Origin of the sequence: Meinhardsimonia xiamenensis, assembly GCF_900102905.1 — a bacterium.
Classification (GTDB): Bacteria; Pseudomonadota; Alphaproteobacteria; order Rhodobacterales; family Rhodobacteraceae; genus Meinhardsimonia; species Meinhardsimonia xiamenensis.
In genome coordinates, this window is sequence record NZ_FNFV01000005.1 from 19,545 (window position 1) to 34,316 (window position 14,772).

A 14,772-nucleotide genomic window follows, 5' to 3' on the forward strand; every position below is an offset into this window, starting at 1 on the left:
ATCGGCGAAGGGGTCGGGTGCGATGAGCGGCAGTCGGGTGCGGCTTGGGGTCGATATCGGCGGCACCTTTACCGATCTGGTGCTCGAGGCGGGGGACAGGCTGCATTCCGCCAAGGTGCTCACCACCCATGCCGCGCCGGAGGAAGGCATCATCACCGGCCTCGCCGAGGTCTGCGCGCGCGCCGGCATCGAGCCTTCGCAGATCGGCCAGATCATCCACGGCACGACGCTGGCGACGAACGCGCTCATCGAGCGGCGCGGCGCGAAGACGGCGCTCGTCACCACCGAAGGCTTCCGCGACGTCATCGAGATGCGCAGCGAAAGCCGCTTCGAGCAGTATGACCTGAACCTGCAGCTCCCCGAGCCGCTCCTGCCGCGCAACCGCCGCTACACGCTGCGCGAGCGGGTGGATGCCGACGGCGGCGTGCTGATCCCGCTCGAGCGCGCCGAGGTCGAGGCGCTGGCGGCCGAGCTTGCCGCGGCCGGTTACGAGGCGGTGGCGGTGGGGTTCCTGCACGCCTATGCCAATGACATTCACGAACGGCTGGTGGCCGAGGTGCTCGCCGAGCGGCTGCCGGGTGTGGCGGTGTCGCTCTCCTCGCGCGTGAGCCCGCAGATGCGCGAATACGAGCGTTTCAACACCACCGTCGCCAACGCCTACATCCAGCCCTTGATGAAGTCCTATCTCGAGCGGCTCGGCGCGCGGCTCAGGGCGGAAGGCGCCGATTGCCCGGTGTTCCTGATCCACTCGGGCGGGGGGCTGATGTCGCTCGAGAGCGCGGCGGAGTTTCCGGTGCGGCTCGTCGAATCGGGGCCGGCGGGCGGCGCGATCTTTGCCGCGCATCTGGCGCGGGCGCATGGGCTGGGGCGCGCGCTCAGCTTCGACATGGGCGGGACCACGGCCAAGATCTGCCTCATCAAGGGCGGCGAGCCGCGGCGCGAGCGCGTCTTCGAGGTCGCCCGCAGCTATCGCTTCAAGAAGGGCTCGGGCATGCCGATCTCGATTCCGGTGATCGACATGGTCGAGATCGGCGCAGGCGGCGGCAGCCTCGCCCATGTCGATGCCATGCGCCAGATCCGCGTGGGCCCCGAAAGCGCCGGCTCCGAGCCGGGCCCCGCCGCCTACGGGCGCGGCGGCACGCGCCCCGCGGTGACCGATGCCGACCTCGTCCTTGGTCGGCTCGACCCGGGGAATTTCGCCGGCGGTGCCATCGCCCTTGCGCCCAATCTTGCGCAGGCCGCGCTTGCCGAACATGTCGGCCGGCCGCTTGGCATGGGGGTGGAGGAGGCGGCCTTCGGCGTGTCGGAGGTGGTTGACGAGACCATGGCCAATGCCGCGCGGGTGCATGCGGTGGAAAACGGCGAGGATCTCGCGGGCTACACGATGATCGCCTTCGGCGGCGCCGCCCCCCTGCATGCGGGGCGGCTGTGCGAGAAGCTCGGCATCGCGCGCTGCCTCGTGCCGGTGGGCGCGGGGGTGGGCTCGGCCATCGGCTTTCTGCGCGCGCCCTTCAGCTTCGAGGCGAGCCGCTCGGTGTTCATGCGCCTGTCCGCCTTCGATGCGCACCGGGTGCGCGCGCTCTTCGAGGAGATGGAAGAGGAGGCGACCGCCTTCGTGCGCCGCTGCGATGAGACGGCGCGGGTCCGCACCGCGCTGAAAGCCTACATGCGCTATGCCGGACAGGGCTGGGAAATACCGGTGCCGCTTGCCCCCGAACTTGCCCGCGCCCCGCGCGCCGAGGCGCTCCGCGCGCGTTTCGAGGCCGAGTATGAGCGGCTCTTCGGCCGCATCGTCTCGGGGCTCGAGGCGGAGGTGACCGTCTGGTCGCTCGCCGCCTTCACCGAGGCGCCCGTGCCCGCCCGCCTGCCGCCCGTCGAGGCCCTGCGCCTGCGCCGCCCCGCCACCACGCGCCCGCTTTTCGACCCGGCGCGCTCGCGCTTGCTCGAGGCGGGGGTGTTTGCCCGCGCCGATCTTGAGCCGGGCGAGGCGGTGGAGGGCCCCGCGCTCGTCGTCGAGCGCGAAACCACCGTGGTGGTGCCGGCAAGCCGGATGCTCGTCGTGCACGCCGACGGCACTCTGGAGCTGCGGCAGAAGGAGAAGAATGATGGCTGAAGCAGGGACCGGACCCAGCAAGGTTGCCTGGCAGGTGATGTGGAACCGTCTCGTCTCGGTCGTCGAGGAGCAGGCACGCGCGCTGATCCGCACCGCGTTTTCGCCCTCGGTGCGCGAGGCGGGCGACCTGTCGGCCGGGGTTTATGACGCCCAGGGGCGGATGCTCGCGCAAGCCGTCACCGGCACGCCGGGCCATGTCAACGCCATGGCCGAGGCGGTGGGCCATTTCATCCGCCGCATCGGCCGGCAGAACATGTTCGAAGGCGACGTGTATCTGACCAACAACCCGTGGGAAGGCACCGGCCATCTGCATGACATCACCGTGGTCACCCCGGTGTTCCGCGAAGGCATTCTGATCGGCTTTTTCGCCTGCACCGCCCATGTGACCGACATCGGCGGGCGCGGCTTCGGCGCCGACGGCGAGTCGATCTACGAGGAAGGGCTGCACCTGCCGATCATGAAATTCGCCGAGCGGGGCAGGGTGGACGAAACCCTGCTCACCCTCATCCGCGCCAATGTGCGCGAGCCCGACCAGCTCGTGGGCGACATATACGCGCTTGCCGCCTGCAACGAGGTGGGCCTGCGCAGGCTCCACGACATGCTGGGCGAATTCGCCCTGTCCGACCTCGCGGGCCTCGCCGCCTTCATCCTCGAGCATTCCCGCGCGGCGACGCTCGCGCGCATCAAGGCCCTTGCGCCCGGCAGCGCCACCGCCTCGATGACCATCGACGGCTACGAGCGGCCCATTGACCTCTGCGTTCGAGTGACGATCGAGGGGGAGCGCATCCTCGCCGACTGGGCCGGCAGCTCGGGCGTCGATGCCAAGGGCATCAACGTGCCGCTCGTCTATACCAAGGCCTATACCGCCTATGCACTGAAATGCGCCATCGCTCCCGAGATCCCCAACAACGCGGGCTCACTTGCGCCCTTCGAGATCACCGCGCCCGAGAACACCATCGTCAACGCCCTGCCGCCCGCGCCGGTGGCGCTGAGGCACGTCATCGGCCACATGCTGCCCGATGTCGTCTTCGGCGCCCTTGACGAACTCATGCCCGGCACCGTTCCGGCCGAGGGCGCGGGGGCCCTGTGCAACTTTCAGCTCTCGCTGCGCCCCCGCTCCGATGCCCCGCCCCCGCCGGGCGTGCGGCGCGCGGAAGTGCTGATGTTCAACTCCGGCGGCTCGGGCGCGCGCCCCGCGCTCGACGGGCTCAACGCAACGGCCTTCCCCTCGGGCGTGATGACCATGCCGGTCGAGGCGATCGAGCACGCCGGCCCCGTGATCGTCTGGCGCAAGGAGCTGCGCCCCGATTCGGGTGGGCCGGGGCGCCAGCGCGGCGGGCTCGGGCAGGTGATGGAGGTGGGCGCGCGCGAGGGCCACGAGTTCCACCTCTCGGCCATGCTCGACCGGCTCCGCCACCCCGCCCGCGGCCGGCGCGGGGGCGGGCCGGGCGCGGCCACGATCATCACCCGCGAGGACGGCACGCCGCTCGGCGGCAAGGGCCGGCACTTCGTGCCGCACGGCGGGCGGGTGCACATGGCCTTTCCCGGCGGCGGCGGTTACGGCCCGGCCGAAGAGCGGGCGCGCGCCCTCGTTGAGCGCGATCTGGCGCTGGGCTACATCAGCGCCGAGACCGCCCGCGATCTCCACGGCCTTTCGACCGAGCGCATCGCCGAGGTGCTGGCGCGCGCGCGCCGGGGCGAGATCTTCGGAGGAGAGCAGCCATGACCCTGCCCGCGCCTCGCGGCGATGCAGCTTCCGCCCCCCTCGACCGCCTCGCCAACGAGGCGCTCGCGCTGTGGGATCTGCCGCCCGGCGCCGCCGCACGGCTCATCAACCTCTCCGAAAACGCCACCTATCTGGTTGAAGCGCCGGGCGGCTGGCGGTCGATCCTGCGCGTGCACCGCGAGGGCTACCACTCGCGCCGAGCCATCGAATGCGAGCTGGCCTGGGCGCGCGCGCTCAGCGAGGCCGGCGCGGTGGAGACGGCGCCGCCCATCCCGGGCCGCGATGGCGCGCTGGTCCAGAGCCACCCCGTGCCGGGTGGGGCGGGCGCGCGGCGGCTGGTGATGTTCGAGCATCTTCCCGGCACCCATCCCGACGAGCGGGGCGACCTTGTGCCGGCCTTCCGCACCCTGGGCGAGATCGCCGCGCGCACGCATCTGCACGCCATCTCCTGGGCCCGGCCCGAGCCCTTCGAGCGGCTGCGCTGGGACGAGCGCGCCGTCTTCGGCCCCGAGCCCATCTGGGGTGACTGGCGCGCCGCGCCCAATGTCACCCCCGCCATCGCCGCGGTGCTCGAGCGGCTCGAGGCCACGCTCAGGCGCCGGCTCGCCGCCTACGGCAAGGGGGCCGGGCGGTTCGGGCTGATCCATGCCGACATGCGGCTGGCCAATCTGCTGATCGAGGGTGACAGCATCCGCCTCATCGACTTCGACGACTGCGGCTTCGGCTGGTTTCTCTACGACTTCGCCGCGGCGGTGAGCTTCATCGAGGATAACCCGGCGCTGCCCGCGCTCAAGGCCGCCTGGCTTGATGGCTACCGCCGCCTGCGCCCGCTGCCTGCGGAGGAGGAGGCCGAGATCGACAGCTTCGTGATGCTGCGGCGCATGGCGCTTCTGGCCTGGATCGGCAGCCACATCGAGGCCCCCGAGCCGCAGGCGCTGGCGCCACATTTCGCCGCCGTCACCGCCGAACTCGCCGAAGCCTGGCTCACCCGCAACGGCTGAGCCTCAGGCGCGCCCGTAGCCGGCGATCCTTGCGTGCACCTCGGCCATCTGTTCCGCGTTCAGGCGCGGCGGCTCGCCCATGGGCAGGCAGAGCAGATACTGCCGCGCGAGCGCTTCGAGCTCCTCGGCCAGCCACCAGGCGTGATCAAGGTCGCGTCCGGCCACGATCATGCCGTGATGGGCGAGCAGGCAGGCATTGCGCCCCTCGAGCGCGGCCAGCGCATGGGCCGAAAGCGCCTCGGTGCCGTAGGTCGCATAGGGCGCGCAGCGCACGTCATCGCCGCCGAAGACCGCCACCATGTAATGAATGGGCGGGATGTCCCGCTCCATGATCGCGAGCGCCGTGCAATGGGGCGGATGGGCATGCAGCACCGCCCCCGCCTCCGGCCGCGCCGCAAGGATGTCGCGGTGAAAGCGCCACTCGCTCGAGGGCTTCCATCGCCCCTCCGCACGCCCGTCCATCGCCAGATACACGATGTCCTCGGGCACAAGGCTCTCGTAGGGCCGGCCCGAGGGGGTGATCAAGAGCCCCTCGCCATGGCGCAGGCTGACATTGCCGGACGTGCCCTGATTGAGCCCCGAGGCGTTCATCTTCAGGCAGATGTCGATGATCGCCTGCCGCTTGCGCCGCTCTTCCGTCTCCATCCCGGCCTCCCTGGCATCCTCTCCGTCCCTTAGCCTTTGGCCGCCGCGAGGGAAAGCGCCGCGCCCGCCCCTTGACGCGCGCCGCGCTGCTGTCACCCTGCGCATACGCGTCCAGCCACAGGGGAGTGTGCCATGAGCGACCGCCCGATCGCGCTTGTCACCGGTGCCGCGCGCGGCATCGGCCGCGCCTGCGCCGAGATCCTTGCCGAGGCCGGCCACCGCCTCGTCATCGTCGATGTCGATGCCGAAGGCGCCGAGGAAGCGGCCGCCTCCATCGGCGGCGGCGCCTTCGCCCATGTCTGCGACATGGGCGAGCCGGTCGAGGTCGACGCCCTGTTCGACCGGGTCGAGGAGGAGGCGGGGCCGGTTTCGGTGCTGGTCAACAATGCCGGGGTCGCGCTGCCGGCGGACTTCCTGGACTATTCCGTTGACGACTTCCGCCGGGTGCTCGACATCAATCTCGTCGGCCCGTTCCTTGCCACCCAGCGCGCCGCGCGCGCGATGGTCGCCCACGGCATCGAAGGCGCCATCGTCAACATCTCCTCGATCAATGCCGAGGTGGCGATCCCGTCAATTCCGGCCTATTGCGCCTCCAAGGGCGGGATCCGGCAGCTGACAAAGGCCGCGGCGCTGGCGCTCGCCCCCTACAACATCCGCGTCAATGCGGTGGGGCCGGGCTCCATCGACACCGCCATGCTCGCCGGCATCAACGCCAACCCCGAGGCGATGGAGGTCGTTCTCTCCCGCACGCCCCTGCGCCGCCTCGGCACCGCCCGCGAGATCGCCGAGGTCGTGGCCTTCCTCGCCTCCCCCAAGGCAAGCTACATCACCGGCGAGACGATCTACGCCGACGGCGGCCGGCTCGCCCTGAACTACACGGTGTGAGCGGTTTCATCATCCTGGTCCAAATACCCCCGCCGGAGGCACCGCGCCGCAGGCGCGGCGGCAGGGTTCCGGGGCGGCTGGCTCAGTCGCCCCGGTCCCCATGCACCGCGAAGGCGACGAGATCGGCCGCCTCGGGCACGATCACGCGGATGCGCTCGCGCACGCCCGCCTCGACAAGCTCGCGCTCGACCACCAGAAGCGTGTTGGTGTCGTGATCCTCGCACATCGCCCGCATGTCGGCGATCTCGCCCTCCGCCACCGGCCATGCGGCCTCCAGCGACGGCGCCCCCCAGCGCTCGACGAAATGCTGCGCGAGCGCGCGCGTCGCCGCCTCCAGTTCCTCCTGCGTGACCGGCGCCACGGCCACGAATGTGGCCCGCCCGAAGCTTGAAAGCCCCAGCCAGCCGTTGGCGAAGGCCTGCCGCGCCTTGCCCACAAGGTCGGCCTCGCTCCAGTCGGAGAAGGCAAACGCCCCCGACACCGCCCATTCGCCGGGCTCGGCCACCGGGTCGAAGACGTTCACGTCGCTCTCGTCGAGCCGGATCACGCGGGCAAGCTTCGGCTCGGTTGACATCAGGGCGCCTCCAGCATGGTTGTGAGCGGTATGATGCGCGTGCCGCTGCCGGTGCGAAGCAGCATGCCGCCATGCTCGTCGAGCCCGGCGAAGAAACCCGCCTGCGGTTCGGTGATGTCCTGTTCGAGCGTGTCGCATTTCGCCCGCCAGGCGGCATGGGCGGGGCCGAGACCGTCGGCCATGAAGGAATGCACCCAGACGAGCATGTGCCGCGCGAAGCTCGAGATGAGCGCCGGCACGGTGACATCGGCGCAGCCCTCGGCATGGAGCCAGGTGCGGTCCGGTGTCCTGCCCGTCTCCGTGCCCGGCTCGGGGGAGACGTCAAGCTCCACACCCACGACCAGCCAGTCGGGCTCGGCGGCGGGGTCGGTGGTGGAAGCGGCCGCCCTGATCCGCCCGCAGGCCGCGCCATTGACCTTCACGCCGGCAGGCCAGGTGAAATGCACCGCCACCTCGGGGGGCGCGAGGGCGCCGATCGCGTCAGCGAGGCCAAGCTCCACCGCAAGCACCACGCCCATGGCATGACGAAGGGGCGTCTCCGGCGCGAAGGTCACCGCAAGGCGCAGCGCCCGGTCGGTCTCGGCGTAATGCACGGTGCCGGGCTCGACCTCGCCGCCCTGCGCCTGCGCCACGGCCCTGGCAAAGGGATCGACGCGCGCCCCCAGCGGCACGCCGGTCTGAAGCGGCGGGAAGGTCGGCCCCTCAAGTCCCGGCTCGACGCTCATCGCCGCCTCCTCACGCCCCCGCTCTCGCCTCGGCCTCGATAAGCTGGTCGGCAATGCGCCAGAAGGCCTGCGCCTCGGGGCTTTCCGGGCTCGAGACCACGATCGGCGCGCCGCTGTCGCCGCCCACGCGGATGGCCAGATCGAGCGGCACCTCGCCGAGGAAGGGCACACCGAGCTTTTCGGCCTCCGCCCGCGCGCCGCCATGGCCGAAGGGATAGTGGGTCTTGCCGCACTCGTCGCAGACGAAGCCGGCCATGTTCTCGACGATGCCGAGGATCGGCACGTTGAGCTTGCGGAACATGTCGATGCCCTTGCGCGCATCGATGAGCGCAATGTCCTGAGGCGTGGAGACGACGACCGCGCCGGCCACCTCGAATTTCTGGCACAGCGTCATCTGCACGTCGCCCGTGCCCGGCGGCAGATCGACGATCAGGTCGTCAAGCTGGCCCCATTGCACCTGGGTCAGCATCTGCTGCAGCGCCCCCATCAGCATCGGCCCGCGCCAGGCGATGGCCTCGCCCTCGGGTGCCATGAAGCCAAGGCTCATCACCGTCACCCCGTGGCCCCTGAGCGGCAGGATGGTCTTGCCGTCGGGGCTGGCGGGCCGGCCGGTGATGCCGAGCATGCGCGGCTGGGAGGGGCCGTAGACATCGGCATCGAGCAGGCCCACGCGCCGGCCGCGGCCGGCAAGCGCCACGGCGAGGTTCGAAGCCAGCGTCGACTTGCCGACCCCGCCCTTGCCCGAGGCCACGGCGATGATCCGGCCGACGCCCTCAAGCCTCGCCGGGGCTGCCGGTCGCCGGGGCTGGGGTGCGGGGCCACCGTCCCGCAGTTTCGGCGCCGGGCCGCGGGGCGCCTCGGGCCGTGCCGCGCCCTGAGGGTTGTGGGCGGTCATCACCGCGCGCACGCGCTCCACGCCCTCGAGCGCCTCCACCGCCGCGCGCGCGGCCTCGAGAAGCGGCTGGGCGGCGGCTCCACGGGCCGGATCGACTTCGAGAACGAAGCTCACCTCGCCCCCCTCGACACGCAGCGCCTTTACCTGATCGGCTGTCAGAATGTCCCTGCCGGTGGCCGGATCGACAACCCTTGCCAGTGCCGCGCGCACTTGCGCCTCATCAACCACGTCTCATCCTCCGTTTCGTTCCACCCGTCTGCCCAGCCGTCGCTCCGCCCCGGGAAGGGGGCGCGTCGTCTCCGCCGCTGGCGCCGGAGCGGGCGTCAGTTCGCGTCTCTGCCGGGATCTATCTCACCGGTGATCTCGTGGCGCATGTCGAGCCCGTCAAGGGTGATGACGGCGCGCGCCCGGATCGGGCCTTCGGGCAGCGTTCCCGCTTCCCGGGCGGCACGCACCGCCGCCTCGATTTCGCGCTGCGATGTCACCCCGACGGTCTTGAGAAACTTTCTCAGCGACATGTTGAAGGCATCTTCGCTCATGGGCTCAGCTCCTGTGTGCGCCATTGATGTCCTGCCCGCCGCTCCGGCCCCTTGCTGCCACGGCCCCTTGCTGCCACGGCCCCTTGCTGCCACGGCCCCGCAACGCGCGGGCGCCCGTGTGCGTTGCCGAAGAAACCAGTAGCCTCCGCGCGCCGTCAGCGGTTAGCATCCTTCCCGGAGAAACGCCATGACGCGAGCACGTGCGCCCTTCCTTCTTCCGCCGCCGCTGCTGGCCGGCCTTATCGCGCTGATGCTCGCGGTCGTCTTGGCTTCGGGGCAGGCGCAAGCCCAGGACGGCCCCCTGCGCCTCGCCGCGCCGCCCGAGATGGTCGAGAACGGTTTTCTGCGCCACCTCCTGCCGCGTTTCAAGCTCAAGCATCGCATCGCCGTCGCGCCGGTCGCCCCCGACGCACCCGCCGACATGGTGCTGAGCGCCGAGGGCGAGGGTGTTCCGGTCTTCGCCGAGGCGAAAGAGGGCGGGCGGCGCTTCCGCTTGCGCCTCGTCAGCCGCAACCCGCGCACTGAGAAATTCCTCGAGTGGCTCACGAGCCCGCCCGGCCGCGCCGCGATCGAGGGCTTCCCGCGCGGTGGCCCGCCGCTCTACACCGCGAACGTCGCCGAGGAAGTCGCCGAGGCCGCTCCCGAGATCACCGGCAATGCCGCGCGCGGGGCCGAGCTTGCGCTGGTGCACTGCGGGCGCTGCCATGTGATCGACGAGCGCAACCGCATGGCCGGGATCGGCTCGACCCCTTCCTTCGGCGCGCTGCGGGCGCTTGACGACTGGCACGAGCGTTTCTCCAGCTATTACGCGCGTAACCCGCATCCGAGCTTCACCGAAATCCTCGGCGTCACGCCACCCTTCACCGAAGACCGCCCGACCCATGTGCAGCCGGTCACCCTGTCGCTCGAGGATGTCGACGACATCCTCGCCTTCGTCGAGGCACTCGAGCCGAAATTCCTCGGCGCGCCGGTCAGAAGCGCCGGCCCCGGTGCGGGCGAGTGACCCCGCGCCCGGCGTCGCCGTGGCGCCTGCTCGGTGCCCCGAGTGATGCCCGCCGCGTCGCCCTTGGCGCTCAATTGGGCTTCTTGCGCTCGTCACGATAGTCGTCGGTGGTGCGCGGCTTCGGCCGCTCGCCAAGAAAGAACGGCGCGTTTTCCTGGTGGAACTGCGCCTTCACCCGACAGTCGTCGCACATCTGAATGAGCTTGACGTTGTCCGAGCCGGTGAACATGCGGTGCTTGCCCTCGAGCTTTTCGACGATCCGCTCGATGGTGGAGCGCACGCCGAAGGGCTTGCCGCAGGAGATGCATTCGAAGGGTTCTTCCTCGTTGAGCACCCGGTGGCCGAGCGCGTCGGGGTCGAGCCACATGCGCGGGGTGAGGCGGATGGCATCCTCCGGGCAGGCGCGCGCGCAGATGCCGCATTGCAGGCAGGCGGCCTCCTGAAAGCTCACCTGCGGCTTGTCGGGGTTGTCGAGAAGCGCGCCCGACGGGCAGAGCGAGACACAGGCAAGACACAGCGTGCAGGCGTCGGTGTCGATCTCCACCGCGCCGTAGGGCGCGCCCCCGGGCAGCGGCAGGACGCTCTCCTGCGCCTCATGCGCCACCGCGAGCGCGCCGGCCACAAGGCGGGCGACCTCGCGGCGGCTGCCCGCGGGCAGCACCGGCTCGGGCAGGGGGGCGGCAAGCCCGCGGGGGGCAGGGTAGAGCGCTTCCTCCAGCGCGTCGGGGCTCTCTGGAGCAAGGATGTCCAAGGCGTCCGCCGCCGCCGGCGCTAGCGCCCGGGCGAGCGCCAGCTCGCGTTCGGGCACGGTCATCTCCGTGTCGGGGGCGGTCAGGATCGTCACCCGCCCGAAGCCCACCCCAAGCGCGGCGAGCATCTCGGCATGGCCGAAGCCTTCGACGTTGTTGACCTCGAAGGGGATCACATCGGCCGGCAGCCCGCGCCCGAAGCGCGCCGAAAGGCGGATCATTTCCGCCCCGAAGCCGTCATGGACGAGCAGCCTCGGCACCCCGCCCCCGGCGGCGCGATAGCCGCCGGCAAGCGTGCGCAGCCGGGCGAACAGAAAGCCCACGGGCGGATCGTCATAGCTTGCCGCGCCCGAGGGGCAGACAGCCGCGCAGCCGCCGCAGCCCGCGCAGATCAGCGGGTCGATGGTGACGTGATCGCCGTCGGGGCTGATCGCGCCGGTGGGGCAGATGTCGAGACAGCGCGTGCAACCCTGCTGGCCGGCACGGGAATGGGCGCAGAGCTGCGCGTCGAACCGCACGTAAAGGGTCTTTTCGAACTCGCCCTGCAGCCCGGCGGCGTCGAAGATGGCGCGCTCCACCGCTGCCGGGTCGCGCGGGTCGGCGCGCAGATAGCCGTCGCGCTTGTGGGGGGCGGGGAAGAGCGGCGCTGCACCGCGGCGCAGATCAAGGATGATGTCGCAGGCCGAGCTCACCCGCGCGGTGGGCGCGCCGAAACGCCCCGCGGCGCGTCCGCCGGGCTCGAGGGAGGCGAAATTCTCGACCACCACCGAGAAACCGCCCAGCGCGCCGGCCGCCTGGCTGAGCCGCCCGCGTCCGACATCCATCGCGGCCGTGGGCACCAGATCCTCCGCCTCGGGCATCTCGTCGGGATCGATCAGAACCGTCACCGCGAGGCTGTCGGCAAGGCGCCGTCCCGCCGCGATCGCCGCCGCGCCCCCGAGAACGAGGCAGGTGCCCTGCGAGACCACGTCGCGCATGGGCGTCATCGGCGCTTCGAGCGCTGCCTCGGCGAGCAGCGCGGCCTGTTTCGCCGTGGCCTTGCCGTCGGCCGTCCAGCCGGCGCGGTCGCGGATGTCGGCCGTCGCGAGCCGCTCCTCCGCCTCCAGTTCTTCGGCCAGATCGGCAAAGCGGGCCGCCATCTGCCCGCAGGCGACGAGCGTCCGGCCGCCCGCCGAAAGCGCCTTGGCGGCGCGCTCGATCTCGTCGGTGCACAACCGGCTGGCACGGATCACCTCCGCCGCCCCGCTGGCCTGCGCGGCGGTTTCGGGGTCGAGCGCCATGCTCCCCTCGCAATCGCACAGAATGAGCCTGTCGATGCGCGCCATGCCGGATTTCCTCCCCTTGTGCCGCGGGCCGCGCGGCGCCGGGGTCCATATTGGTCAAGTCTTTTGACAGGTGCAATCATCTGGTTCTAGACTGCCCCCGATTGCGGTTTCGCGCGCACTCAAAGGCGGACGGCGGCGAGATGAGCGACGGGATGAGCGAGGACATGAGCCACCCATCGGGCAACGCGCGCCGGGGCGGCGATGACGGCGAGGGCGGTCGGCCGAAGGCGCCGCGCAGCGTGTCGATGCCTGTCGGCGTGGTGATCGAGCGGCGCCCCGGCGTGACGCGCTGGCAGCGCTGGGTCTATCGCCCGGTCGCGGTGCTGCCGGGGGCGGGGCCGGCCGACTGGCGGCTTCTGCGCAGCGAAGGGGGTATCGACACCTACCACGCAGCGACCAGGACGCTCGAGCTTCACCGCGCCGATGTGGAGGCCTACAAGATTTCCCTGAGCATGACGCCGCCGAGCGTTTTCGTCGTGCTGCGCCCGGACGATGCCGGCACCGGCGGACATCCCTTCAAGGTGCATGCCGTCACCGCCTCCGCCTACGAGGCGCAGGACTATCAGGACAGTGGCGACGAGATCGTGGAGCCGGTAGCGATGACGCCGGGCCTCGAGGCGTGGGTGCGCGGTTTTGCCGATGCGCATTTCGTCGCCGAGCCCTTCAGGAAGCGCCGCCGAGGCGGGAAGCGCCCCGAACCGGTGGAGGAGGGCCTCGGTGATCCGCGTATCCGGCAGGCGGCGGACGTCTATCGCGCGCCGGTGGAGATCAGGCGGGCGACGCTGAGGAAAGCGCCCCGCCGCGGGGACGGAGGAGATCAGGATTGAGCGGCGCGCCGGATTCGCTTTTCTCCCGCTGGTCGCGGCGCAAGTTGGCCGGACGGCGGCGCGCGGGCCATGCGGCGCCTGGCGGCGAGGGCGAGGGCGGCGAGGAGCGCCACGTGCCAGAGACCGCCACCGAGGCCACCACCGAGTCCGCCGCCAGGGCCGCCACCGGGGCCGCTGCGAAGCCCACCGCACCGGCGGCTGCCGAGCTGGCTCCGCCGGCTCCGGGCGATTCGGTGCAGGAGGGGGCGGCAGCGCGCGAGGTTCTCGAAAAGCTCGGGCTGCCCGATCCCGACACCCTCGGGCCCGGAGACGACTTTCGGGCCTTCATGGCGCGCGAGGTGCCGGCCTTCCTGCGGCGGCGCGCGCTGAGAAGGCTGTGGCGGCTCAATCCGGTGCTCGCCAACATCGACGGGCTCGTCGATCATGGCGAGGATTTTCACAGCCCCGAATTCAGGCCGGCGGTCCTGACCACAGCCTATCAGGTGGGCAAGGGAATGATCCTTCAGGAGGCGCCGGCCCCGGAAGAGGTGTCGTCGCCGGTCGCTGATACGGCGAATCGGTCAGTTGAGATGACCAGTTTTCCGCAGGCTGCGGCGGCGGATGAACACCCTGCGACGCGCGCGCCAGAGGCCGGGACGCGGCGCGCGGAGGAGAGTGCGCCGGATGACGATGGCGCCGCGCCCGTGGCCCGAGAGGCCGCGCAGGCCCGGCAGACAAGCGGGGCAGAGGCGCATTCGCGCCCGGAAGATCGGCCGGCGCGGCTTCCGCGCCCGGCGCGCATGCGTTTCCGTCCGGCCTGAGCGGGCAGCCTGAAGCGCGCGGTTGCGACAGATTGTCATTGCCCTGATGGCGTTGTTTGCGTAGCGTAAGGGTACGGAGGACGTTGAAAAGCAATGGCAGACAATCCCGGTACCGCGGTGGTCGAAGACAGGGCGCTTCCCGAAGAGGAGCAGTTGCGCGCCGATCTCTATGGTCTTCTGGCGCGGCTTCTCTCCGCGCCGCCGGGGGCGAAGGAGCTTGGGGCGCTCAGGGCGCTCAAGGGCGACGACAGCGCGCTTGGCCGTGCCGTCACCGCGCTCGGAAAGGTGGCCGCCGTCACCTCCGTCGAGGCGGCCGAGCGCGAATACAACCGCCTCTTCATCGGCGTCGGTCGCGGCGAGCTTCTGCCCTACGGGTCATATTATCTGACCGGTTTTCTCAACGAAAAGCCGCTTGCCGTGCTGCGCGAGCACATGGCCAAGCTGGGGATTGCCCGCGTCGACAACGTGCACGAGCCCGAGGATCACATCGCCACGTTGTGCGAGATCATGGCCGGGCTCATCACCGGCGCCTTTGGGCGGCCCTTCTCGCTGGAGGATCAGGAAGCGTTCTTCAACACCCATCTGGCGCAGTGGGCGGGGCACTTCTTCACCGACCTGGAGGCGGCGGAGTCCTCGGTTCTCTACGCGCCGGTCGGTCGGATCGGGCAGGAATTCATGCGCATCGAAGTCGAGGCCTGGCGCATGGACGCGTGAGCGGCGCCGGCCCCGTGAGCTCTTGTGATCGGCAATGCAGTGAAAGGGAGGAGCAATGGAAGAGAGAAAGGCCGGAGCAAGCCGGCGCGATTTCCTCAAGCTCGCCGGGACGGGTGCGCCCGCGGCGGTGGCCGCAGCGGCACTTGCACCCGTGTCGGCCGAGGCGGAGGAGGCCACCGGCTCCATGCTCAGGGAAACCGAGCATGTGCGCAAGTATCTCGAAAGCGCCCGCTTCTGAGTCCGCTTTCGGG

The 14,772-nt window shown here is 70.8% G+C and carries 15 protein-coding genes; 9 read left to right on the forward strand and 6 right to left on the reverse strand.

Annotated elements, in window-relative coordinates; all coding sequences use genetic code 11:
- Nucleotides 1-22 precede the first annotated feature (22 nt).
- Genes BLQ14_RS11025 through BLQ14_RS11035 form a run of 3 tightly spaced genes read left to right on the forward strand, consistent with a single transcriptional unit; the run spans nucleotide 23 to nucleotide 4,840 of the window.
- Nucleotides 23-2,113: a hydantoinase/oxoprolinase family protein gene (locus tag BLQ14_RS11025; RefSeq protein WP_092500631.1), complete on the forward strand. Its 2,091-nt coding sequence runs from the start codon at nucleotides 23-25 to the stop codon at nucleotides 2,111-2,113.
- Nucleotides 2,103-3,839, forward strand: coding sequence for a hydantoinase B/oxoprolinase family protein (locus BLQ14_RS11030; protein ID WP_425412103.1), 1,737 nt, complete (start codon nucleotides 2,103-2,105; stop codon nucleotides 3,837-3,839). The genes BLQ14_RS11025 and BLQ14_RS11030 overlap by 11 nt, the downstream gene beginning before the upstream one ends.
- Entirely contained in the window at nucleotides 3,836-4,840 is a 1,005-nt protein-coding gene (locus BLQ14_RS11035) for a phosphotransferase enzyme family protein (RefSeq protein WP_092500633.1), read from the forward strand. Before BLQ14_RS11030 ends, BLQ14_RS11035 begins: the two co-directional genes overlap by 4 nt.
- Before the next feature lie 3 nt (nucleotides 4,841-4,843).
- Here BLQ14_RS11035 and BLQ14_RS11040 read toward each other — a convergent pair whose 3' ends face one another.
- On the reverse strand, nucleotides 4,844-5,485 hold the full coding sequence (locus tag BLQ14_RS11040) for a class II aldolase/adducin family protein (RefSeq protein ID WP_092500634.1): 642 nt from the start codon (nucleotides 5,483-5,485) through the stop codon (nucleotides 4,844-4,846).
- 132 nt (nucleotides 5,486-5,617) lie between these two features.
- Here BLQ14_RS11040 and BLQ14_RS11045 point away from each other — a divergent pair, with 132 nt between their 5' ends.
- Nucleotides 5,618-6,370 carry an SDR family NAD(P)-dependent oxidoreductase gene (locus tag BLQ14_RS11045; RefSeq protein WP_092500635.1) on the forward strand — a complete coding sequence of 251 codons (753 nt, stop codon included), beginning with the start codon at nucleotides 5,618-5,620 and terminating at the stop codon, nucleotides 6,368-6,370.
- 82 nt (nucleotides 6,371-6,452) lie between these two features.
- Here the strand turns inward: BLQ14_RS11045 and BLQ14_RS11050 are convergent, their stop codons facing one another.
- The 4 genes from BLQ14_RS11050 to BLQ14_RS11065 form a co-directional block, all read right to left on the reverse strand.
- Nucleotides 6,453-6,944, reverse strand: coding sequence for a DUF6505 family protein (locus tag BLQ14_RS11050; RefSeq protein WP_092500636.1), 492 nt, complete (start codon nucleotides 6,942-6,944; stop codon nucleotides 6,453-6,455).
- Nucleotides 6,944-7,669: a biotin/lipoate--protein ligase family protein gene (locus BLQ14_RS11055; RefSeq protein WP_092500637.1), complete on the reverse strand. Its 726-nt coding sequence runs from the start codon at nucleotides 7,667-7,669 to the stop codon at nucleotides 6,944-6,946. The genes BLQ14_RS11050 and BLQ14_RS11055 overlap by 1 nt, the downstream gene beginning before the upstream one ends.
- Nucleotides 7,670-7,679: 10 nt before the next feature.
- A complete protein-coding gene (locus tag BLQ14_RS11060; RefSeq protein ID WP_092500638.1) occupies nucleotides 7,680-8,792 on the reverse strand; it encodes an Mrp/NBP35 family ATP-binding protein in 1,113 nt (370 codons plus the stop codon).
- A 95-nt stretch (nucleotides 8,793-8,887) separates the two neighbouring features.
- Nucleotides 8,888-9,103: a DUF6494 family protein gene (locus BLQ14_RS11065; RefSeq protein WP_092500639.1), complete on the reverse strand. Its 216-nt coding sequence runs from the start codon at nucleotides 9,101-9,103 to the stop codon at nucleotides 8,888-8,890.
- A 187-nt stretch (nucleotides 9,104-9,290) separates the two neighbouring features.
- Here BLQ14_RS11065 and BLQ14_RS11070 point away from each other — a divergent pair, with 187 nt between their 5' ends.
- A complete protein-coding gene (locus BLQ14_RS11070) occupies nucleotides 9,291-10,106 on the forward strand; it encodes a hypothetical protein (protein WP_092500640.1) in 816 nt (271 codons plus the stop codon).
- Nucleotides 10,107-10,176: 70 nt separating this feature from the next.
- Here the strand turns inward: BLQ14_RS11070 and BLQ14_RS11075 are convergent, their stop codons facing one another.
- Complete coding sequence (locus BLQ14_RS11075; RefSeq protein ID WP_092500641.1) at nucleotides 10,177-12,180, reverse strand: 4Fe-4S dicluster domain-containing protein; 2,004 nt, start codon at nucleotides 12,178-12,180, stop codon at nucleotides 10,177-10,179.
- Nucleotides 12,181-12,320: 140 nt separating this feature from the next.
- Here BLQ14_RS11075 and BLQ14_RS11080 point away from each other — a divergent pair, with 140 nt between their 5' ends.
- From BLQ14_RS11080 to BLQ14_RS11095, 4 genes are all read left to right on the forward strand, one after another.
- Nucleotides 12,321-13,007 carry a DUF3305 domain-containing protein gene (locus BLQ14_RS11080; protein WP_342670242.1) on the forward strand — a complete coding sequence of 229 codons (687 nt, stop codon included), beginning with the start codon at nucleotides 12,321-12,323 and terminating at the stop codon, nucleotides 13,005-13,007.
- Complete coding sequence (locus BLQ14_RS11085) at nucleotides 13,004-13,807, forward strand: DUF3306 domain-containing protein (protein WP_092500642.1); 804 nt, start codon at nucleotides 13,004-13,006, stop codon at nucleotides 13,805-13,807. The genes BLQ14_RS11080 and BLQ14_RS11085 overlap by 4 nt, the downstream gene beginning before the upstream one ends.
- 93 nt (nucleotides 13,808-13,900) lie before the next feature.
- A complete protein-coding gene (locus BLQ14_RS11090; protein WP_092500643.1) occupies nucleotides 13,901-14,521 on the forward strand; it encodes a TorD/DmsD family molecular chaperone in 621 nt (206 codons plus the stop codon).
- Between the two features lie 55 nt (nucleotides 14,522-14,576).
- Complete coding sequence (locus BLQ14_RS11095; RefSeq protein WP_092500644.1) at nucleotides 14,577-14,759, forward strand: twin-arginine translocation signal domain-containing protein; 183 nt, start codon at nucleotides 14,577-14,579, stop codon at nucleotides 14,757-14,759.
- The last annotated feature ends 13 nt before the right edge of the window (nucleotides 14,760-14,772 follow it).